The organism is Microcoleus sp. (genome assembly GCF_041354475.1).
GTDB lineage: Bacteria > Cyanobacteriota > Cyanobacteriia > Cyanobacteriales > Microcoleaceae > Microcoleus.
Genome location: NZ_JBGJZU010000068.1, coordinates 1 through 22,979, shown reverse-complemented (window position 1 = coordinate 22,979; position 22,979 = coordinate 1). Strand labels below are relative to the sequence as shown.

The 22,979-nt window shown below is 47.2% G+C and carries 17 protein-coding genes; 11 read left to right on the top strand and 6 right to left on the bottom strand.

Translation table 11 applies throughout. The features are described 5' to 3' along the window. The first annotated feature begins 75 nt into the window (after positions 1 to 75). From ACBR23_RS21740 to ACBR23_RS21720, 5 genes are all read left to right on the top strand, one after another. Positions 76 to 1,338, top strand: coding sequence for an esterase-like activity of phytase family protein (locus tag ACBR23_RS21740; RefSeq protein WP_371119849.1), 1,263 nt, complete (start codon positions 76 to 78; stop codon positions 1,336 to 1,338). A gap of 975 nt (positions 1,339 to 2,313) precedes the next feature. Further along, on the top strand, positions 2,314 to 3,168 hold the full coding sequence (locus ACBR23_RS21735) for an alpha/beta fold hydrolase (protein WP_371116080.1): 855 nt from the start codon (positions 2,314 to 2,316) through the stop codon (positions 3,166 to 3,168). After that, positions 3,165 to 3,878, top strand: coding sequence for a glycerophosphodiester phosphodiesterase (locus ACBR23_RS21730; RefSeq protein ID WP_371116079.1), 714 nt, complete (start codon positions 3,165 to 3,167; stop codon positions 3,876 to 3,878). The genes ACBR23_RS21735 and ACBR23_RS21730 overlap by 4 nt, the downstream gene beginning before the upstream one ends. A 42-nt stretch (positions 3,879 to 3,920) precedes the next feature. Further along, positions 3,921 to 4,967, top strand: a complete 1,047-nt coding sequence (hisC, locus tag ACBR23_RS21725; RefSeq protein ID WP_371119850.1) for a histidinol-phosphate transaminase — start codon at positions 3,921 to 3,923, stop codon at positions 4,965 to 4,967. A gap of 217 nt (positions 4,968 to 5,184) precedes the next feature. Further along, the gene (locus ACBR23_RS21720) at positions 5,185 to 6,081 is read left to right on the top strand and encodes an SH3 domain-containing protein (RefSeq protein ID WP_371116077.1); all 897 of its coding nucleotides are present in this window, start codon (positions 5,185 to 5,187) and stop codon (positions 6,079 to 6,081) included. A gap of 142 nt (positions 6,082 to 6,223) precedes the next feature. Here the strand turns inward: ACBR23_RS21720 and ACBR23_RS21715 are convergent, their stop codons facing one another. The 3 genes from ACBR23_RS21715 to ACBR23_RS21705 all read right to left on the bottom strand — a co-directional run bounded on the left by ACBR23_RS21715 (position 6,224) and on the right by ACBR23_RS21705 (position 9,477). Continuing rightward, on the bottom strand, positions 6,224 to 7,291 hold the full coding sequence (locus ACBR23_RS21715) for an LOG family protein (RefSeq protein ID WP_371119851.1): 1,068 nt from the start codon (positions 7,289 to 7,291) through the stop codon (positions 6,224 to 6,226). Between the two features lie 315 nt (positions 7,292 to 7,606). After that, positions 7,607 to 7,930 carry a thioredoxin gene (gene trxA, locus ACBR23_RS21710; RefSeq protein ID WP_340523999.1) on the bottom strand — a complete coding sequence of 108 codons (324 nt, stop codon included), beginning with the start codon at positions 7,928 to 7,930 and terminating at the stop codon, positions 7,607 to 7,609. A 383-nt stretch (positions 7,931 to 8,313) separates the two neighbouring features. After that, a complete protein-coding gene (locus tag ACBR23_RS21705) occupies positions 8,314 to 9,477 on the bottom strand; it encodes a GuaB3 family IMP dehydrogenase-related protein (protein WP_371116075.1) in 1,164 nt (387 codons plus the stop codon). 110 nt (positions 9,478 to 9,587) lie between these two features. On the opposite strand from ACBR23_RS21705, the gene ACBR23_RS21700 reads away from it, so the two are divergent. After that, positions 9,588 to 10,796 (top strand): lipid-A-disaccharide synthase-related protein, encoded by a 1,209-nt coding sequence (locus ACBR23_RS21700; protein WP_371119852.1) that lies wholly within the window; start codon positions 9,588 to 9,590, stop codon positions 10,794 to 10,796. A gap of 6 nt (positions 10,797 to 10,802) precedes the next feature. Here ACBR23_RS21700 and ACBR23_RS21695 read toward each other — a convergent pair whose 3' ends face one another. Further along, positions 10,803 to 11,453: a polysaccharide deacetylase family protein gene (locus tag ACBR23_RS21695; RefSeq protein ID WP_341739995.1), complete on the bottom strand. Its 651-nt coding sequence runs from the start codon at positions 11,451 to 11,453 to the stop codon at positions 10,803 to 10,805. A 245-nt stretch (positions 11,454 to 11,698) separates the two neighbouring features. Between ACBR23_RS21695 and ACBR23_RS21690 the strand changes: the two genes are divergently transcribed. Beyond that, the gene (locus tag ACBR23_RS21690; protein ID WP_340524006.1) at positions 11,699 to 12,058 is read left to right on the top strand and encodes a VOC family protein; all 360 of its coding nucleotides are present in this window, start codon (positions 11,699 to 11,701) and stop codon (positions 12,056 to 12,058) included. 343 nt (positions 12,059 to 12,401) lie between these two features. Then, positions 12,402 to 13,664, top strand: coding sequence for a rod shape-determining protein RodA (gene rodA, locus ACBR23_RS21685; RefSeq protein ID WP_371116073.1), 1,263 nt, complete (start codon positions 12,402 to 12,404; stop codon positions 13,662 to 13,664). A gap of 226 nt (positions 13,665 to 13,890) precedes the next feature. Here the strand turns inward: rodA and ACBR23_RS21680 are convergent, their stop codons facing one another. Continuing rightward, on the bottom strand, positions 13,891 to 15,249 hold the full coding sequence (locus ACBR23_RS21680; RefSeq protein WP_371119853.1) for a proton extrusion protein PcxA: 1,359 nt from the start codon (positions 15,247 to 15,249) through the stop codon (positions 13,891 to 13,893). Positions 15,250 to 15,330: 81 nt separating this feature from the next. Here ACBR23_RS21680 and ACBR23_RS21675 point away from each other — a divergent pair, with 81 nt between their 5' ends. Next, positions 15,331 to 17,523, top strand: coding sequence for a recombinase family protein (locus ACBR23_RS21675; protein WP_371119854.1), 2,193 nt, complete (start codon positions 15,331 to 15,333; stop codon positions 17,521 to 17,523). 403 nt (positions 17,524 to 17,926) lie between these two features. Further along, positions 17,927 to 21,160 carry an Ig-like domain-containing protein gene (locus ACBR23_RS21670; RefSeq protein WP_371119855.1) on the top strand — a complete coding sequence of 1,078 codons (3,234 nt, stop codon included), beginning with the start codon at positions 17,927 to 17,929 and terminating at the stop codon, positions 21,158 to 21,160. Positions 21,161 to 21,378: 218 nt separating this feature from the next. Here ACBR23_RS21670 and ACBR23_RS21665 read toward each other — a convergent pair whose 3' ends face one another. Beyond that, complete coding sequence (locus ACBR23_RS21665) at positions 21,379 to 21,663, bottom strand: hypothetical protein (RefSeq protein WP_371119856.1); 285 nt, start codon at positions 21,661 to 21,663, stop codon at positions 21,379 to 21,381. 22 nt (positions 21,664 to 21,685) lie between these two features. Between ACBR23_RS21665 and ACBR23_RS21660 the strand changes: the two genes are divergently transcribed. Next, positions 21,686 to 22,979, top strand: a 1,294-nt coding sequence (locus tag ACBR23_RS21660) for a calcium-binding protein (protein ID WP_371125680.1), incomplete at its 3' end; no start/stop codon positions are given.

Genomic DNA, 22,979 nt, shown 5'->3' with positions numbered 1-22,979 from the left:
CAAAATTTGGTGGGAGCGAACCCCTATCGATTCCCGAAACATCAAGTTTTGCATATCTACAAAACGGTATATATTATGTCACAAAGATGGCACAAAAGCCAAGAATTGAACCAAAACAGCCCCATAAAAATTACCGCACTGAGCAATTATTTGGATTTTAAGAGCCTGGGCGATCGCATTTTACGCTTATTCAGTTTAGCCTTAATTTTGTTAACTATTTGCACAGCTTGTGCACCGCCTCCCGCAGCAGCAAAAGACCGCTCTTTCCCGGAAATGTCCCTAGAATTTCTGGGAGACTACCAATTGCCAAAAATTAATTTTGAAGGAGTCCCCGTCGGAGGCTTATCAGGAATTACCTACGACTCCAAAGGAATGAGCGCAGGGACTTCCCAAGGTTATCGTTTTTACGCTATTTCCGACGACCCCAGCGAAAACGGAGAAGCCAGATTTTACAGTCTCCGACTAGACCTCAAATTAGGAGATGCAGCCAATATTCGTCTGAAAAAAGTTGCTGTTGAATCTGTTACTTCTCTCAAAAAAGCAGATGGCCAAACATTCTCTTGGGGTGCAATCAATCCTGAAGGTATCGCTCTTTCTCCCCGCAATTCCGTCTTTGTCGCCAGCGAAGGTGTCACTCACGTTGGCATTCCTCCCTTTGTCGGAGAATTTGACCTCAAAACTGGTAAGTGGCTGGGGGAATTACCAATTCCCCAGCGTTATCTTCCCGATGCTAGCGATGAGAAACAGCAGCAAGGAGTCCTAGATAATTTGGGATTTGAATCTCTGACAATTGACCCGGAAACTTTTAGTCCAGGCGGTCTAGATCCGTTTCGTTTGTTTGTGGCCACAGAAGCGCCTTTAATGCAAGACCTAGACCCCGAAAATGCTAGTAAAATTCGGATTTTACATTATATCCTAGTCAACAAAACACCGCAATTAATCTCAGAAAATCTTTACACTTTAGACCAAGTTCCTTTAAGTATTTTGAACGGTTTAACAGAATTAGTAACTGTTGGTGGCGGTCAATTTTTGAGTTTAGAGCGTTCCTTTGGGCTTTCAGGATACGGCGCGCGGATTTATCAAGTTGCAGTGGGAGCCGCTACAGATACTTCGAGAATCAAGAGTTTCAAAGGGGGGTTGTCTGTAGTTGAACCTGTGAGGAAAAAATTGCTCTTAGACTTGAGCGAATTAGGAATTCCGTTGTATAACTTAGAAGGAATGACCTTGGGGCCGCGCTTGCCTGATGGTAGCCAAAGTTTAGTTTTAGTCAGCGATGACAGTTTTGATGAAGCACAAAAAACTCAGTTTATTTTGTTGAGTCTCAAAGGCAAATATTAGGGGATATGGGCTGGCTATGATCCGTTCCCCACAATCAAATCCCGTCTTTGTGGAATAGGGCCGAAAGCTGTTAGTGTCAACAATTGCTTGAAAGCATGGTGTGTATTTATCCTCGTCTCTAGAGGGGAGTTAGAGCCGACACACCCCCAGCCCCTCTCTAGAGGGGAGTTGGATATGACACACCCCCAGCCCCTCTCTAGAGGGGAGTTGGATATGACACACCCCCAGCCCCTCTCTAGAGGGGAGTTGGATCGGACACACCCCCAGCCCCTCTCTGGAGGGGAGTTGGATATGACACACCCCCAGCCCCTCTCTAGAGGGGAGTTGGATCGGACACACCCCCAGGCCCCTCTCTAGAGGGGAGTTGGATCGGACACACCCCAGCCCCTCTCTAGAGGGGAGTTGGATCGGACACACCCCCAGCCCCTCTCTAGAGGGGAGTTGGATCGGACACACCCCCAGCCCCTCTCTAGAGGGGAGTTGGATATGACACACCCCCAGGCCCCTCTCTAGAGGGGAGTTGGATATGACACACCCCCAGCCCCTCTCTAGAGGGGAGTTGGATCGGACACACCCCCAGCCCCTCTCTGGAGGGGAGTTGGATATGACACACCCCCAGCCCCTCTCTAGAGGGGAGTTTGATATGACACACCCCCAGCCCCTCTCTAGAGGGGAGTTTGATATGACACACCCCCAGCCCCTCTCTAGAGGGGAGTTTGATATGACACACCCCCAGGCCCTTTCTAGAGGGTCTGTGGGGCTCTCTATCCGGTTCCCCTCCTGGGAGGGGCTAGGGGTGGGTCTTTTACCAGCTATTATTCCCCATCGTCGTTTTTTTGAGAATGAAACAACCCTGGGGATTAGGGAGGATATCTGTGACTGGCTTTCAGGCTTAAGTTGACACGAATGGCCGGAAAGCCGGTTCCACAAAAACCTTATAAATCAGTTAATTTTAAATAAGTTTAATTAACAAAGATGCCAACTCGTCACACATTAGTTTTGCCAGAAATCGAAATTTCTTACTTAGAATGGCAACCAAAAACGGCATCACAACAAGTTCCGCGCTTGCTGTTGTTACATGGTTTAGCCGATAGTGCAGTTGTCTGGACGAGTCTGGGAAATTATTTGTCAAACCACTACCATATTGTAGCGCCAGATATGCGCGGACATGGAGAGAGTAGCAAACCAGATATCGGCTATACTTTTGAAAGTGCGATCGCCGATTTAGAAGCTTTGATGGCACACCTTAACTGGCCCCATGCTCACATTCTCGGACATTCTTGGACGGGAAAGCTAGCGCCAATTTGGGCTAGGCAAAATCCCGATCGCTTTTGCAGTATGATTTTAGTAGACCCCATCTTCATCACTAAACTTCCCGCTGTGATGAAACTCACTCTACCACTTCTTTACCGCAAATTAGATTGTCTCAAATGTATGGGCCCCTTTCCGACTTTATCCGCAGCGGAAACAGCAGCCAAACTCTCAGGAGAATATGCAGCTTGGAGTGAGATGCAACAAATTGTATTCCAACAGCAAATCGAGCAAAAATCCGATGGTACTTGGGGTAGTAAATTTGTGATTCCCGCCCGCAATCAGATATTTACAGAAGTGATGCAAGTAGCTGGTTTAACTGAAAATATTGACATTCCCACTTTGTTGATCCAGCCAGAAAAAGGTGTGAATCGTATGGATTGGCAAATCCAGCCCTATCAGAGATACTTGAAAAATCTTACCATACAGAAAGTACCGGGAAATCATTGGTGTTTTTTGGTAGAAGCGGCAACTTTTAATCAGACTGTGGCTGAATTTTTAGATACAACAAAATCATGAGTTTAGAAATTATTGCCCATCGGGGTTTTTCTTCGATCGCCCCTGAGAATACCTTAGCAGCTTTTGAACAGGCGATCGCCCGTGGCGCTCATTCCATCGAATTTGACATCCAGCTATCGGCTGACAGCATACCAGTCATTTTCCACGACACCACACTCGATAGGATTACCGGTGTTTCTGGTAAAGTCAGGGACAAAAACTTACCCCAATTGCAGTCACTGGATGCAGGTAAATGGTTCAGAGATGAATTTTCAGGACAAAAAATCCCCACCTTAACAGCAGCATTGCCTATCCTCAAACAAGTTGACAAATTTCTCTACTTTGATGTCAAACCCCACTGCGAATGGTCTGATTCAGAAGTGGCAGATTTTGTCAATACTTTGCAGGAGGCCGGAATCGCAGAAAAATGCGTGATTACTTCGTTTAACGATGGATTTCTCGAACAAGTGCGCCAAATAGCTGATGATTTGCCACTCGGACATATTGTTGCTAATCTGGAAGCGTACCAAGCTCAATTGGCTCAAGCTGTAGTTAAGGGCGATCGTCTGATTAGCACTTTGTATAGTGTTTTGCTGGCAAATCCTGCACTGATTGCCGAAAGCCGCAGTCAGGGAGTTGACATTGTGGCCTGGACGGTGGACGATCGAGAAGATTTGCAAAAGTTACTTGATTTAGGAATAACACGGATTGTGACTAATTGTTTGATATAATTTTTTTCGCTACCAATGAATCCCGATCTAAGCCGATAATAGATGAATTACTTTCGCAAAAAAATCCACGAAATGTCTGGCTATGTACCAGGGGAACAACCACCACTAGGTACTAAAATTATTAAACTCAATTCTAATGAAAATCCCTATCCACCTTCTCCACAAGCTTTAAAAGTGCTTCAGGAAATAGACGGGGAGATACTGCGACGCTATCCCGACCCTACTGGTAAACAATTCCGCATCGCAGCTAGTCAAGTCTTGGGAGTTCCTGATGATTGGATTGTCGTAGGTAACGGTAGCGATGATTTGTTAAACTTGATAGTTCGCGCTGTGGGTGAAACTGGTAAACAGGTAGTTTGTCCTTCCCCCACCTATGTATTGTATCGCACTTTGGCAGAAATTCAAGATGTGGAATTTGTCGAAATTCCCTATCCCGATGACTATCAGTTACCTGTTGATTTACTAATAGCAGCCCAAGGTGCTGTCACTTTTGTGGCTTCACCAAATAGTCCATCGGGAACGGCGATACCTCTCGCAGATTTGGAGCAACTAGCTAGGGGTTTATCTGGCATTCTGGTGATTGATGAAGCTTATGTGGATTTTGCAGAAAATCATGCTTTGGAGTTGACAAAAACCTACAATAATGTTATAGTTTTGAGGACGCTTTCTAAAGGTTACTCCCTAGCCGGATTGAGGCTGGGTTTTGGCATCACAAATCCTGCCTTGATAGCTGAGTTAAATAAAATTAAAGACAGTTATAATGTGGATGCTTTAGCTTATCTAGTGGCTGCGGAGGCGATCGCCGATCAAACCTACAAAACAGCCAATGCCGAAAAGATTAAAGCTTCACGACAAACATTAACCCTCAGCCTCCAAGAATTAGGCTTTGACATTTGGCCATCCCAAACCAACTTTTTGTTAGTCCGTCCGCCCCAGGGCGATGCGGAAAGGATTTATCAAAGACTGAAACAAGAAGGAATATTGATTCGATACTTCAATCAGCCCCGATTAGCAGATAAGTTGCGAATTACTGTAGGTACGGAGGCACAGAATCAAATATTAGTTAAAATTTTGACCGAAATTTTATAAATAACTAGAGACACAAAAAAAACAAAACACCCACAGTTCTGATTTATTAAAGAAGTCGGGACTTTCATCAAGGAGTTAAAATTAATTTATGTGAATAAATATTGACGTATTTACCTAAAAATGTTAAACACAGCTAGATGTGGAAAGACCAAAAGACCCATCCACTTTTTTGCTATTTTGACGATAATGATTGTGGTGAATTGAGGAGTTGAACGTAATGACAAACATCAATGGTTGGAACAAACCGGCTGTATTGCTGAGCGCGATCGCGATCGTCGTCGGTAGTCTGCCCGCAAATAGCATCCCTGCGGTAGCTGAATCAACATCCAATATCAGCGAAAATATTTCCTTCACAAATAGCCCCACCTTTCAAATAGCCCAAGCTGGGAGCCTTTGTCGGAAAGTTACTCCCAAAGAGGGTTTGACTGTTCGCCAGGGTCCAGAAACCAAAGCTGCTAGAGTTGGCGGTGTCGCCATGAACACTCAAGTAACCTTGGCTAGTGGCGCGACTACCATTAAAGGCTCCGACGGCCGCCTCTGGATGGAAATTACCGCTCCGGTAAAGGGTTATGTGGCAGTTGGATATCCCAATAACGAGGGTAATTTAGTTTCCTGTACCACAGGAAGCGCCGTGACTCCGAGTCCTTCCCCCGCACCAGCCCCCGCACCAGCACCAGCACCCGCCCCAGCACCAGCGCCCGCCCCGACACCAACGCCAAAACCCACACCAGCGCCGATGCCGGCCCCAGCACCAGCGCCCGCGCCCGCCCCGATGCCTGCCCCGATGCCTGCCCCAGCGCCAGCACCAGCGCCCGCCCCAGCACCAGCGCCAGCACCAGCGCCAGCACCCGCACCAGCCCCAGCGCCCGCCCCTGGCCCTGTAAGTCTGTGCCGCCAAGTAGAACCTCGTGTAGCACCCAATGGTCTAATTATCCGCGCGGATGCTTCCAAAACTTCTGCGATTAAAGGTAGCGTCGCGGCTAACGGCAAAGTAACGCTGGTGCCCAATTACCAGTCTGTGAAAGATAAGAATGGAGAAAATCGTAATTGGGTGGAAATTTCCGCCCCTGCGCCTGGATTTATATCTGCTGGCAATTTGATTATGTGCAAGTAAGATGAGGTAATGGGTCATGGGGCATAGGGCATGGGTATGGGGCATTACTAATTACCTATTACCCATTACCTATTACCCATTACCTATTACCCATTACCTATTACCTTGTTCCATAAAGTTTCATCAATAAGTCCTCTACTCACTATTTTTGTTCGGGATGGGCTGCTTCCGGGGAATCTGCACCCATTTGATTGATAGTAGCAATTAGCTGATATAGCCTGCCTATATGTCGCTGGTTGAAATGCAATATTAGCCTTGGTAAATCGAAACTTTCGTCTCCGACTTCTGCTTGTAAAGCTTGACTTTTTTCAATTTTACCCTGGATTAAAATATCGCTGAAATCCGTATTTAACCGATCGACACTATCCTCAGAAAGTTCCGACTTCAAGCGAATTACCAGTTTTTCATTCACGTAGCGACACGAATGATAAACTAGATAAAAATTGGCGATCGCCTCGCAGGCTAATTCCACATTGTCTGTCACCGTATATAAACTGCGATCGTCGCCGGAAATCAAACCCCTCCCCCGCAATTGTTTTTGTACAAAAGCATCCAAATCTTGCCAATAATCGCCACCTGGTCGATCGATTAACACCACAGGAGCGGGTCCAAACTTACCCGTTTGAATCAAAGTCAGACACTCAAAAGCCTCGTCCAGAGTACCGAAACCGCCGGGAAACAGAGCCAAAGCATCGCTTTCCCGCAGAAAAAACAACTTGCGAGTGAAAAAATATTTAAAATTGAGCAATTTGCCATCACCGGCAATGAAAGGATTAGAACCTTGCTCGAAAGGCAAATTAATATTCAGTCCAAAAGAATGTTCAGCAGTGGCCCCCTCATTTCCTGCTTGCATAATGCCCCCGCCACCGCCAGTAATCACCATAAACCCCTGTTGGGTAATGGCTGTCGCAAAATCTTTGGCTATCTGATATTCTGGCGACTCCGGGGACACCCTCGCCGAGCCAAAAATCACTATTTTGCGAACGTGACGGTAAGGATAAAACATGGAGAAAGCCTTTTCCATATCTCCCAGAGATGCGGAGATAATTTTCCAGTCTAGGCGATCTAGATCCTCTCCGGCTATTCTCACTAGAGTAGAGAGCGATCGTCCGATCCACTCTTGGTGCTTCAACAGAGGCAAGTGATTAATCAAATCTATCACCTTAGCCTGGAGAGATTCAAAAGCTTTGCCAGACGGAGAAGGAATCATGAATTTTTATGTAACTGCAACAATTAATAGCAACTTAACATCGAGGGTACAACCACACTCATCCGCCACAAGTAGTGTTCAGGAATCAATTAACCTAGGTTCGATCCTGTTCCTGCAAGGTACTTTTTCTCAAAGATATCCTTAATTCCAGGAAAGGTCTTGCAATATGGCATGAAACTGTTACCGATATGAAGACCTCTGGCAAATGTAAGTTATTGTTAACAAAGTCAGAAAAAGTCTTACTGTTAATCAACCTCCCAGTCACTACCCAATTTGGATATATTTGGGTAGATTGTGGTAGATCTTCAAAAGTGGTTAAATGTACTTTTCCAAAGTGTTAGCCAGAGTAGTTTTCGGAACTGCCCCAACCACCATATCCACCCGCTGACCGCCCTTAAATATCATCAGTGTTGGAATACTGCGGATACCGTATTGGCTGGCCACGTTAGGATTTTCGTCGGTATTAACTTTTACTACCTTCACCTGTCCATCAAATTGCTGAGCAATTTCATCTACGACAGGGGCGACCATCCTACAGGGCCCGCACCAAGGAGCCCAAAAATCAACTAAAACTGGAACTTCGCTATCGAGCACTTCCTGCTTGAAGGTAGAGTCGGTTACTTGCGCGGCTGCTGACATCCCTAGCCATCCTTGTAAATACTATTTCTCGGTTTATAATTCTAGCAAAAAGTGTAACCAGTCGCACTAAATATTTTAGGACGAAGAAGCAAGAGGACACAAGGTCCAAAGAAGAGGGGACAAGGTAGAAAGTGGGCGATCGAGCGACAACCCGTTATCAAAACCCTCAAACCCTTACTGAGCCAGTAAAAACTCGAACTTTGTTACAAAAGGAACCGCCCAAACAGTAGTTCGGGCGGAGTGTGGTGTGAGGAGTGAACGGAAACTTGTGTCTCCGCTTACTCTATTGTGACATCTCCTCCTCGATAATTCCACAACATTATGTAAATTTCGAGACTATCTCCCAAAATTTGTAAAGGTAAGCTTGTACGTTGCAAGCAAATCTACTTACCCATACCCAATTGCTGAGCTTTTTGATAGACCTTACCCTCCGTCAGCAGAGAAGGAGCAATCACAACTTCCACTTGCTGCATCTCCTTAAGGTCTTTAGCACCAAGGGTTCCCATGCTAGTTTGCAGAGCACCTAACAAGTTGTGAGTCCCATCATCTAGTTGGGCCGGACCTCGAAGAATCTGCTCCAAAGTACCCGTTGTCCCCACTCTAATGCGAGTGCCACGGGGCAAAACGGGGCTGGGAGTTGCCATCCCCCAGTGGAATCCGTGGCCGGGGGCCTCTGCCGCCCTGGCGAAGGGAGAACCAATCATCACGCCATCAGCACCACAAGCAATGCACTTACAGATATCGCCACCGGTAATTAAACCACCATCAGCAATCACTGACACGTATTTGCCTGTTTCGCGATAGTAGTCGTCCCGCGCTGCGGCACAGTCTGCTACTGCTGTCGCTTGGGGAATGCCCACACCCAGCACACCGCGGGAAGTACAAGCAGCTCCGGGTCCAATGCCTACCAGAATGCCAGCAGCGCCTGTTTTCATTAAATTGAGGGCGACTTCGTAGGTGACGCAGTTGCCCAAAACTACTGGTATCGGCATCTCCTGACAAAATTGAGTTAAGTCTAGAGGCGCTACCGATTCCGGGGCCAGAAAAGCTGTTGATACTACAGTTGCTTGTATGAAAAATATATCAGCTCCTGCTGCGGCAACTGTTGAGCCGTATTTACTCGCCCCTGCGGGGGTAGCGCTGACGGCGGCAATCCCTCCTCCCTGTTTAATTTCTTTGATTCGCTGACCGATTAATTCTGGCTTGATCGGTTCGGCATAGAGTTGCTGCATCAAGGAGACGAATTCGTGGTTCCCGACAGAAGCGATGCGCTCTAATATTGGCTGGGGGTCGGCATAGCGGGTGTAAATTCCTTCTAGGTTGAGGACTCCCAGTGCTCCCAATTCCGACAGTAAAACGGCCATGCGGACATCGACTACTCCGTCCATGGCGCTGGCGATAATCGGGATTTCGCGATCGATCCCGCCAATCTGCCACCGGGTGTCTGCCAGACTCGGATCGAGGGTGCGCTGTCCTGGTACGAGCGCGATTTCATCTATGCCGTAAGCTCGGCGAGCACTTTTGCCCCGCCCAATTTCAATATTCACGCTGTTTCACTTCCACAATGTATTTAAATTAGATTAACAAAATCGTAGCCTGCTGGCAGGTAGCGATCGCGCCACTCAGGGGAAAAAAGCTCGATCTTGATTCTGATGCTATGAAATTTAAAGGCGCACTCTTCCTCAGCAATGGCCACGGGGAAGACGCGATTAACTGTCAAATTTTGTCCGCTTTGAGAGCATCTGGCTCCAATGTCGATGTGGCAGCGATGCCCATTGTCGGTGACGGGGCTGCTTACGCCCGATCGGGTGTACGGATGATTGGGCCTACCAGTAAAATGCCCTCCGGTGGCGTTTTTTACATGAATCCAATATTTTTGGTCAAAGATATTGGGGCAGGGCTGATTGCTTTGACTTGGCAGCAATTGCGAGCTGTTTGGAGGCATTCGCCCCACTGCGATTTAGTTGTGGCCACTGGGGATATTGTAGTTGCGGCGATCGCCCATTTGACCGATCGCCCCTATATAATTTTTCTGTCCGCTCATTCTAGTTATTATGAAGGTCGAGTCAATTTAGGTTTCATCTTACCGCGTTTACTCTCGTCCCCTAAATGTCTTACGGTCTTTACCAGAGACGCTTTGACTGCTGCTGACTTAAATCGACAAGGTTTAAAAAAAGCCAAATTTGTCGGCAATCCAGTCATGGACAACCTCCATTCTACTGCCAAAGATTTGCAGTTAATACCGGAAGTTCCGACCATCGCCCTTCTCCCAGGTTCTCGCCTCCCGGAAGCCAATAACAATTTAATTTTATTACTACAATTAGTCAAAGAAATAGTAACTTTAGGTTCACAACCTCTCCAGTTTCTCGCTGCTTTAGTTCCCTCTTTGATGCCAGAATTAGATAAGATTGCCCTGCGGTATGGCTGGGAAAATCACTCAGGAAAACTAATTTTTCCCGATATTAAACCTAATTATCCACATAAATTAGGTGTAGAAGTGCTTTGCTATTCCGATGCTTTTGCAGATATTTTACAACACGCTAATTTAGTAATTGGCATGACAGGAACTGCGGTAGAACAATCCGTCGGCTTGGGAAAACCTGTAATTTCAGTGTCCGGAAACGGGCCATCTTTTACCTATAGATTTGCGGAAGCTCAACACAGACTTTTAGGTGAATCGGTACAGGTATTTGGCAAACAACCAGCGAACCACGAGGTTCTTAAAGAAGCTGCTTTAGGGGTCTATCGGACTTTGCAAGACGAAGCTTATTTAGCCCGGTGCGCGAAGAATGGCTTAGAAAGAATGGGGCGATCGGGTGCTAGCATCAAGATTGCTGATTTCGTGGTCAACAATCTTCGATCGTAAGGTCTATTAATTTTTTAGCAACTCAGAAACAGTTTTAAATTTGTAACCTTGAGACTGCAAAGTCTTGACAATAATCTCTGTTGCTGCTACTGTTTTTGAGCGATCGCCTCCGCCATCGTGCATCACCACAATCGAACCAGAACGCACATGATTAATCACCTGATTTGCAATATCTTCCACGGTGTGTGTTTTTTCATAATCTTGGGAGTCCACATCCCACATAATCAATTTTTTGTGCATTTGGGACAGTAAATAAGACAAAACTAAAAATCTCCGACCCCAAGGTGGTCGAAAACTAATACTATCCTGCTTAACACCTAAATCCCGCAAAAGTTTGTCGGTTTTTGAAATTTCCGCCAACAGAAACTCGCGAGGTTTAAACATCATATCTTTATGAGAGTAGGAATGGTTGGCTAACTCATCTCCCCTAGCAATAATCCTGGGCACGATTTCTGGGTGTTTCTCGATATTGCGGCCGATTTCAAAAAAAGTTGCTTTAACTTGGTAGCGATCTAAAACATCTAAAAGCTGATTGGTATAGGGAGGATAGGGGCCATCGTCGTAGGTAATTGCCACAACTTTGTCTTCAGTGTCAGCGCGGTTAAAACCTAAAAAATTGTGAAATTTAGTAATTTTTATCAATAGGGCTGATGCCAAAAATAATGCGATTATGACCAGCAGATTTTTTTTATATTTTTTACGGATGCCCATAGATGGAAGCAGTCAAACGAAAATTACATGATATATGTTATATTACCACCATTCAAATTTCACCGCCCGAATTTTAAAAATTCCCGGAAATAACAGCAGGATAGAGATGAAACAAAACCTGTTTAAGGTGCGCTCCTATAAAATAAAAAAAAGATACAATTAAGTAAAGTACAACCATAAACTTTGTAGACATGAAACTAAAACGATTAGGTCACGTAGCCGTTTGCGTGCAAGACATTGAAAAATCTGCTGATTTCTACCAAAACTTGGGTATGGAGTTAGTCTGGAAAGATGCAGACTGGGCTTATTTGAAAGCAGGAGAAGACGGACTGGCGCTGTTGAGTCCTACTTACGATCAAGCAGGGCCACATTTTGGGTTCGTATTTGACGATCGCACCGAGATGGAATCAGCCTACGAACAACTCAAAGTTGAGGGTGTTTCCGTCACTCACATACACGAACACCGGGACGGTACTGCATCCTTTTATGGCAGAGATCCCGATGGTAACGGCTTTGAGTATCTTTACGAACCAGTCCCCTCGCCTAAATAGTGATGGGAATTTTCCCAAAAAGATAGTCAAGAACAGATATAGATTAGTTGTTGGTGATGCCTTATTGGTGGCGATCGCGTGCCAATAACCACTCACGAATCACCAATCACCATTTATCCCCAACCCTGGCGGGGCGGGGACTGACAGCCACCGCCCCCAAAACTCCAAACCACTCTCCGATTCTTTCCTTCCCGGAACACCCGTCGTAGTCGCCGAAGAATCTGACGTAGCCAGACCGAGGGAGTACAGTAAGGTTTAAACTCTCAATAGCCACAAACATATCCAGAACTTCCGAAAATCGATCCGATAATCTAAAATCTAAAATCTAAAATCTAAAATCCTCATGTTTCAAAGAATACAAGTCAAAAACCGCTGGAAATCAATCCTCAAACCCTGGGCAGAAATAGACCCCTGGCTGTTCGCCGCCTGCATCGGCCTCACCATATTCGGGGGAATCATGATTCACAGTGTTGAGATCAATCAAGGATTGATCGATTGGTGGCGACACTGGGTGACAGGCGGAGTAGGTTTGTGTTTAGCCATCATCATTTCCCGGTGTCGCTACGAAGTATTGATCGAGTGGAAATGGCCAATCTACATAGCGATCAATTTGTCACTGATTGCGGTGCGGTTTATCGGTAGTACAGGACTCGGTGCCCAAAGGTGGATTAATATCGGCGGCTTCTACTTGCAACCGTCAGAATTTGCCAAAATCGGCATGATTATTACTTTAGCAGCCCTGATGCACGATAAAACAGTCCCTACGTTGCGGGATATGTTCAAGATGCTAGCAATCATGGCTGTACCCTGGGGATTGATTTTTGCCGAACCAAATTTGGGGACTTCTCTGGTATTTGGGGCGATAACCATGGGGATGTTTTACTGGGGTAATGTCAATCCCGGTTGGTTGATCTTGCTATTTTCTCCTTTGTTCTCCGTGCTTCTCAATAACTTGTCTACACCGATTTGGGTAGGTTGGATATTAGTGGCGGGTGTGATTGCTTGGCGGTCTCTACCTTGGCGCTGGTTGGGGACTTTCGCTACAGTGCTGGTGAATGTGGTTTCGGGACACGTCGGACATATTTTTTGGAGCGTGCTCAAAGATTATCAAAAAATGCGGCTCACAGGGTTTTTAAACCCAGAAAAAGACCCTTTAGGTAGCGGATATCACTTGATTCAATCTCGGATTGCGATCGGTGCTGGGGAGCTCAAGGGGAGGGGATTGAATCACGGAACCCAAACTCAACTTAACTTTATTCCCGAACAGCATACGGACTTTATCTTTTCAGCGATTGGTGAAGAATTAGGTTTTATTGGTTGTATTTTAGTCTTATTTTGTTTCTGGCTAATTTGTTTGCGGTTGGTGATTATTGCTCAAACTGCTAACGATAATTTTGGTTCTTTGTTGGCAATTGGAATACTGTCAATGTTGATTTTTCAAGTATTCGTGAATATTGGGATGAACATCGGCTTAGCACCTGTTACGGGGATTCCGCTACCTTTCTTGAGTTACGGTAATGCCTCGCTGCTGAGTAATTTTCTAGGGTTGGGGCTGGCGGAGTCGGTGGCGAATCGGCGACAGCGCAAGAAGATGTGGAATAGGTAAAAAATATTGGTTATTTGTTATTTGTTATTGGTTGTTTGTTGGTGGTTAGTTGTTATTGGTTAGTTGTTAGTTGTTATTTGTTGGTGGTTCGTTGTTGTTGGTTCGTTGTTAGTTTAATAACCAGTAACTAATAACCAAAAACTAATAACCAACAACCAATAACGAATAACCAACAACTAATAACCAATGCCCAATGCGCGATTCCCCATTCCCCATTCCCCATTCCCTATTCGTTCATATTTTTGTAAGTAGCCACAGCAGAAGGAGAACTCCGATTTAAGTAGCGGAATATCCAATACTTAAATACGGTATCCAAGATCACAGGAAAAGTGGCAATGAACAGAAATATGAACTGCCGATTTTCTGGTAGTCCGAAATGTCTTGATACACCTTCCAGAATTACTTCCCAACCGTGGGGTGAGTGGAATCCGACAAACACATCGGTAAACAAAATAATCACAAAAGCCTTGGCACTGTCACTGAGACCATAAACCACATCGTCCATAAAAGACTTGACAATTTCAATTTCTTTCTTGTTGGTGAGGAGAATCATCACAAAAGCCAGACAGGAAATCAAATCGGAAAACACATTTTTGATGGCCCCAGAGCTTTCACTCCCGAATTCTTCAGCTATTTCCAGAGCTTTTTCTTCAATTCTCTTTTCGGTTTCTTCTGGAGAAATTGCTGGAGCCCTACCAATCAATGTTTGAAATTTCAGGTGTTGCTCAAATTTTTCCAATTCTTTAAAGGCTTCCTCTTCCAAATCAACATTGATGAAAACAGGAGCATTGTTATTCGTTCTTATGCGATCTACTATCGGTCCAACTATAAAATTTTTGGCGATTTGATGAGTCAACAGTGGCACTAATATCAAAAGTAAAATAAACCTCAAAGAAATGACGGTTTTTACTTTTGAGTTACGAAAATTTTTAACTACTTCTTTTTCCGCGGCCGGATCTAACTCTTTAGTAATGCGATTCAAGGTTCCCAAAAGCGATCTGGGCAATAAACTCACTTCCTCAATATAAGTATCAACTCCCTCAGCGTCACTGGGGATGGAGTTAGGGGAACCGTTATTTTGGTAAGGTTGAGGACTGCCAGTTTTAGAACTAATGGGAAGATTGGGACTATTAGAAATTGGTACAATAGCCGTGGGTTTACGATTAATGTAGCGGGCGATGACCCTATCAATAAACTCTAACTTTTCAAAGACAAGGGAGGCTCGATCTTTGGTATCTATGCCGAATCCACGGTGGTAACGATCGACCAAAACTCCACCCTTCGGTTGAGCAGCTACCCGCTCCGGTAGTTCCAAAAAAGCACGGCTGGCATTAAACTCAACCATTCTAGTTTGAATGGCTTTGAGGTATTTTTGCAGATCGGATTTAAAGTAAGATAAAGTGCTGTCTCCGTAATCGCCCCCGCCATCGCCAATGGGTTGACCACCAAAATGTTCGTCTTCGATCGCCTTAATTGCCAAAGCAGCTTCGTAGGCTTGTTCTAGAGCTCTTTCAGGCGTTTCTCGATACCATTGGCGAGCACTGTAGAGATATTTTACAAATCTGTTCCAGGGAGAAGTATTCATAGCTAAAGCTGGTTAGTCTACGGTGGGATTAGTGATTAAAGTATTCATGGTATAGTAGCAAACTTACTTAGATTAGAAATCGTGTCTTCGGATTCAATTTGGATTGTCGGAGCCGCTCGCAGCGGCAAAACCAGTCGCCTAATTGAACAGTTCTGCCTGTGGAGCAAAACTGTTAAGCCTCTGTCAGCAACAGTTTCAAGTCGCTTGGGTTCTGGCCATCGCAGGCTGGGACAGACTGGGCGAGCAATTTTAGTTTTAGCAGCTAATGGAGAAAATCGCCTGGAATTAGCCGATCGCATCGCCGTCGCCACCCAAGGAAAATATACCTTTAACTCAACCACACCCTTTGGCTTTTTCGAGCAGGAGGTAATGCTTTTTTGGCCGCTGCTAGTGGATTCCCTGGAATTGAGGGCCCAATTTCCTCTGCGGCTGCAACCTGAAACTGAACTGGAACTTGCAACTAGACTATGGCGTCACGAGCTAGACGAAGGGATTTTGCAACAAACAGGGGTGAGTCCAAATCGCATGGTGCGTCGAACTCTAGATTTGTTACAACTGGCTGCGGTTAGCGGGACACCGATCGAAGCAATTCCCACTATTCTGGAACAGGGATTTGCTCAGCAAAGTGGCCAGACTCGTCTGTGGACTACCATGGGAGAGTTGCTGGGAAGATGGCGGGAATGGTGTTTGACAAGGGGGCTGCTGACTTACGGAATTATTGGGGAACTCTACTGGCGCTATCTGTTGCAGAATCCCACTTACCAAGAGCGTTTAGCCTCGCGATACCAAGCAGTCATCGCTGACGATGTGGATGATTATCCAGCCATCAGTCGCGATTTGTTGGAGTTTTTGCTGTCTTCAGGGGCGACGGGGGCCTTCACCTACAATCCAGATGGAGGAGTGCGCTTGGGCTTGGGGGCTGATACTGAATATATGGCTCAACTGGAAACACGCTGTGCCACAGTGGAATACTTGGATCGAAAAGCAGGTTTAGCTAAAGATATTGGTGAGTTAGCGGTGAATTTAGCTGTTAATTTTGATGCTTTTTATCCTTTTGGTTTGAGTTTTCCTGTGGAGGTGCGATCGATCCAAACTACCTCACGGGCCCAACTGCTGCGAGAAACCGCTGAAATCATTGCTGAGGCGGTTAAGTCAAAGGCTGTGGCACCGGGGGAGATAGCCGTAATTGCTCCTGGTATAGATGCGATCGCCCGTTACACCCTCACAGAAATTTTAGCCCGCGACAACATCGCCACGGAATCCCTTAACGATCAGCGTCCCTTGTCAAGTACCCCAGCGATTCGAGCTTTGTTGACAGTGCTAGCGTTAGTTTATCCGGGACTAGGCCGTTTAGTCGATCGAGACGCAGTAGCGGAAATGCTGGTAGTGTTAAGCAGGCAGAGAAACCGCCCATGGGAAGAGGAACCGGAAGCAGAGGCTAACAATCCCACATCTAAAATCCCACATCTAAAATCGATCGACCCCGTGAGAGCTGGTTTAATTGCCGATCACTGTTTTTGTCCCAATCTCGATCGACCCCCATTGTTACCGTTGACAGCCTTTCCTCGATGGGACAGACTTGGATACCGAGCGGCGGCTGCTTACGAGGACATTGTGGAGTGGATCGAACAACAGCGGAGGCAACAACAGGAGCGACTGTTGCCGAGTCCTATTTCCCTGCTCGATCGAGCTATCCAAAAATTTCTGATCTTCGATCGATACCTAGCCTACGATCGACTAGCAGCCCTGCGAGAATTAATGGAAACTGCCACTCACTATTGGGAAATAGACGGACGAATGCAGCAAATAGAACCAAAGTCCGGTGGCGACTCCGAGACGATCGCCCGTTTTATTCATTTATTGCGCCAAGGAACCGTCACCGCCAACCCCTTTCCAGTCAGGCCAGAGGGGCCCGACGGCCAAACCGTCACCATCGCCAATATCTTTCAGTACCGCAGCAGTCGCCGCGCCCACCAATGGCATTTTTGGCTAGATGCGGGTTCGCCACTGTGGCTGAGTGGGGGTGCGGCGACGCTGTATGGTGCTCCTTTGTTTTGGCGATCGCAACAGGGGCGATCGTGGGAAAGTGAAGACGAAGAAACAGAAGGACAACAGCGACTGCGGCGAATTCTGGTAGATTTGTTAAGTCGCTGTTCCCAACTTTACCTATGCCACAGCGAACTCGCCGTCAACGGACAAGAACAAACCGGGCCACTTCTGCCTCTAATTCACAACTCTGTTTCTTATCAAAGACCTGCGATGGGTAGAAGGTAGAAACCAGAAACAAGAAGGAAGAATAAATTAGTTAAGTAGAAGGAAGAAGATCGATGTGAATAATCGCAAGCCAGTAAGCTTTTAAGCGATTTGGATCTTGCATTTAATTACGTGGACTTACTTAGTTGTTACTTGTTATTTGTTAGTTTTTACTTCCCCTAACCAATAGCAAGTACATCAATACCCAATCCCTGCCGTTTAATCCGCCCATTACCGATTACCGATTACCGATTACCGATTACCCATTACCCATTACCCATTGCCCATTACCCATTGCCCAATTAATTTAGTATGTTAGAACAGAATGAGATTATTAATCAATGTAAGGCCAAAATTTTGGCAACTAACTGATATCAATCAGTTTGAAAGTCAATCATAATCATTGTGTAAAGGAGCCAAAATTATGCCATCAGCAGTACCATTTATTCCGGTGCCAACGCCAACTCCAACTCCAGACCCAACGCCAACGCCAACTCCAGACCCAACGCCAACCCCAACGCCAACTCCCCCCCCAACGCCCACTCCGGCCCCAACGCCAACTCCCGCCGACGATACATTTGGGGGGATAGACGACACCTTGGGCACAGGTGGCAGCACGACACCGGCAATCATCGGCGGAATTATCCGCGGTACAGACAAAAACGACACCTTGATAGGCAGTATCGGCCCCGACGTGATTTCTGGGCTGCAAGGCAACGATAACCTCCAAGGTGGGGAGGGCGACGACCTGGTATTTGGCAACGAAGATGATGATGTACTATTCGGCGGACCAGGTAACGACGCTCTCGACGGCGGTTCAGGACTAGATACGCTCTACGGAGGGAAAGGTAGCGACTCCCTAGACGGGGGAAATAACCCCGACCTGCTTTATGGTAATGACGGCAACGACACCGTAGTGGGAGGGGAAGGCAGAGACACAGCTTTCGGTGGCAAAGGCGGTGACAGCCTGCGCGGTGGCTTGGGTGATGATAGTATGTTTGGCGATCGAGGTGATGACGTTCTTTGGGGCGACCAAGGTAACGACTCCCTGTTCGGTGGCGACGGCGACGACCTGGTATTTGGCAACGAAGGAGGCGACTGGCTCTACGGCAACGTCGGCGCGGACACAATTTTTGCCAATGATGGGGACGACATCATTTTCGGCGGTGCTGGCGACGATATCATCGATGGTGGTGCTGGCAACGACGTTCTGTGGGGGGAAACAGGCAAAGACTTAGTTTCAGGAGGCGAAGGCAAAGATGTCTTCGTCATGGCCCGTGTTAGCTCTCCCGGCATTGGTGGCAGCACAGACCCCGTATTTATCACCAGCGGTGGCCCTGACATTGGTGATGCCGATATTTTTACAGATTTTCGCCAAGGCGAAGATCTAATTGGGTTAGGCGGAGACCTCAAATTTGAAGATTTGATCATCTTCCAAAGCAGCGACACCAAAGCAGGCAGTACGATTATTCGCAACGGTGTCAGTGGCGACTTTTTAGCAGTATTGCCTGGAGTGGACAGCAGAACCCTCGGCCGCAGCAGTTTTGTGATTGGCCAGACAGTTCCCGGCAGCGCTACCCCTCTCCCCACACCGACTCCAGCCCCCACTCCGACTCCAACACCCAATCCGACACCAACTCCAACTCCGACTCCAACACCGACTCCAACTCCAACACCGACTCCAACACCGACTCCAACTCCAACACCAAATCCGACACCAACACCAAATCCAACCCCAACACCCAATCCGACACCGACTCCAACACCGACTCCAACTCCCTTGCTCAATCAGGCTCCAAAGGCAGTTAACGACAACTTCACCACCGTGGCGGGACAAACACTGAGTCTCAACGTCCTGTTAAACGACACTGACCCGGACAATAACATTCTGACTGTTACCACTTTTACCGCCACCAGCAAGGGGAGTTTGACTCCTGTGGGCGGTGGCAGTTTCAAATACACCCCGAATGCTGGCTTTTCTGGTGCCGACAGCTTTAGTTACTCCATCTCAGATGGCAGAGGAGGTACAAGTCAGGCGGTAGCGACAATTAACGTCAGTAGCCCGCCGAAGCTAGCAATTAATGATGGTGTAGTTGTGGCTAAAAGCGCTCCGATTGGGACAATTACGGCGGCCGATTTGTTAGTTACAGACAGCGACAACACGGCGTCGGAAATTGTTTACACGATTACTCAAGCCCCTAACGCCAACAAAGGCTTTATCCAAAGGGGTACTGCTTTGTTGAATGTCGGCAGTAAATTCACCCAAGATGATATCAATAACAACATCATCAAATACAACCTGTTACCGACTGGGGGCAACGACAGCTTTACGTTTACAGCGTCAGACGGTTCTGGGACGATCGGACCGGCATCCTTCAGTATTACCGTTGTAGATAGTATTGTCGATCGCAGCAACCTCCCAGCCAGCAGCTTTACAGGCAGTAACCTAAGCGACTTTATCATCGGGGGCGCCGGGGACGATACCCTCAGTGGCGGTGATGGCAACGACATCATCGACGGCAGAGCCGGCAACGACCTAGTATTAGGTCAAGCAGGGAACGACTCTCTGCTGGGTTTTACAGGCAACGACACCATCGACGGAGGCGAAGGCAACGACACCATCGACGGCGAAGACGGCATCGACTCCCTCATAGGCGGGGTGGGTAATGACCTGATGTTTGGGGGTAATGACAACGACATCCTCAGTGGCGGTGACGGTAGCGATACCATTGACGGTGGCACAGGCAATGACTCCGTACTTGGCGAAGTTGGCGACGACTCGATACTTGGCGGCGTTGGTAACGACACCTTATTTGGCGGGGTTGGCGACGACTCCATCGAAGGCGGTGTTGGTGATGACATCCTCGACGGCGGTATCGGCAGAGACTTCCTCGATGGCGGTATCAATAACGACTCCATCTCCGGTGGCGACAGCGAAGACACCATTTTGGGTGGAGACGGCAACGATACTGAACTCGGAGGTGCGGGCAACGACTATCTCTTGGGCGAAGCTGGTAGCGACTCGCTGTTGGGAGATGCGGGAGACGACACCATCGATGGTGGCATTGGCAGCGATAGTCTGAGTGGCGGCTTCGGCAACGACTTGCTGTTGGGTGCTGATGACAATGACTCGCTTTCTGGGGGTGCGGGCAATGATATTATCGGCGGCGGTGCTGGTTCCGACTTACTCACGGGGGATGTTGGCAATGATTTCTTCTACTACGAGACTCCTAACGAAGGTGTGGATATTATTGCTGATTTTAACAACGGTAATGGCAACGATAACTTCTTGTTCAGGTCTGCAAACTTTGGTGGCTTTACTAACTCTGGCACTGCTAACGATTTCACCAGTTTTATTGTCAGAAATATTGGCAGTGGTGGAGACAATATCAGCAAGCAATCGGTCATTTTGTTTGAAAATAAATTCGACAATGCTCAAGCAGTGAATGCAGTATTGAAAAATCAGAATGGTTCGGGCAAAACAGGAGCTTTCTTTGTGTATCTGAATAATACTTTCAACAAGTATGTTCTCGGCTTCGACCCGAATGCTGCTGATGACAGTCTCCCAGCTTTTGATTTGGCTGTGTTGAATTCTATTCCTACAGTCCCAGGTTCTCTGAGCACGGTGATTACTGCGTCGCAGTTTAAGTTTATCTAGCCTGAGATTTTAGATTGTTATGATTCTTAAGAGCAGGCATCCTGCCTGTTCCACCAAGAATGAATTTGATTGGGGGGTGGGCTCTTATAGCCCGCCCATAAAAGACTTGTTGAGAATCGATTGTTTGATTTTTGAGTAGTGTCGCAAGGAGGCGGAATTATGCCAAGTGCAGTACCAGCAGCTTTTCTGAGAGGGGACCCATTGTTCCTGTTAGAGAATCAACCAGCTACAACGACTTCATCTACCGGTACAACGACTTCATCTACCGGTACCACAACTTCATCTACTGGTACAACGACTTCATCTACTGGTACAACGACTTCATCTACCGGTACAACGACTTCATCTACCGGTACAACGACTTCATCTACCGGTACAACGACTTCATCTACTGGTACAACGACTTCATCGCCCGGTACAACAACTTCATCTACCGGTACAACGACGATTTCGATAACGCCTGTATCACGACCAACTCCGATCGCCCCTCCGACCCCCCCCACACCGATATTTGTCGATGGCATAGTGGTAGGAAGCAGCATCGCTGACTATTTCATCGGTAGCTTGTTCAATGACACCATTTCCAGCCGTGAAGGGGATGACACAATTCTCGGTCGCGATGGGGATGATTTACTCAGAGGGGAGGATGGTAATGATTATCTCAACGGTGGAGCCGGCAAGGATATAGTTGATGGCGGCCCTGGTAATGATACCGCACGGGGTGGTAAAGATGATGACCTGGTAATTGGCGATCGGGGTAACGATCAAGTTTTTGGCGACCAAGGCAACGATACTGTCTTGGGTAGTGAAGGTGATGACACACTCTATGGCGGTAAGGGGAATGACTCTCTGCGCGGAGGTGGCGAGGGCGACTTAATTTTTGGCGACAAGGGCAATGACAGTATTTTTGGCGATACCGGCAACGATTGTTTGCAGGGCGGTGCTGGCACTGATTTGCTGTTTGGTGGAGAGGGTGGAGACATCATCAGTGGCGGCGTAGGCAATGATACTGCTGATGGCGGCGATGGAGATGACCGACTCTTCGGGGGGGATGGCAATGATTCTGTGTCTGGTGGCGCAGGAGATGATGTTATGGCGGGCGATCGCGGTACTGATACTCTGACAGGAGGCGATGGTGCGGATATCTTTATTCTCGGTAGGGTGGGCACATCCGCTGGGGGTAGCGGTTTTCTGACTACTGGTGGACCTCAAATTGGCGATGCTGATTTAATTACAGATTTTAAGGCTGGAGATTCGATCGGTCTAGCTGGAGGTTTGAGCTTTACAGACTTAAATATCTTTCAGGGTCAAGGATCGAATTCTAGCAACACAATTATTCAAGACAAGCGCACTGGTGAATTTTTGGCGGTCTTAATTGATGTTAGGGCTAACGCGCTAGATGAATCTAAGTTCACGACAGCTCAAATACCCCGCGTAGATGACAATCCCTTCATCATTCAGGGGACAACGACTTCCACCACTGGCACAACGACTTCCACAACTGGGACAACGACTTCCACAACTGGCACAAGAACTTCCACAACTGGGACAACGACTTCCACAACTGGGACAACGACTTCCACCACTGGGACAACGACTTCCACCACTGGCACAAGAACTTCCACCACTGGCACAACGACTTCCACCACTGGGACAACGACTTCTACAACTGGGACAACGACTTCCACAACTGGGACAACGACTTCTACAACTCCCACACCAGCAACCACAACTCCCACACCAGCAACCACAACTCCCACACCAGCAACCACAACTCCCACACCAGCAACCACAACTCCCACACCAGCAACCACAACTC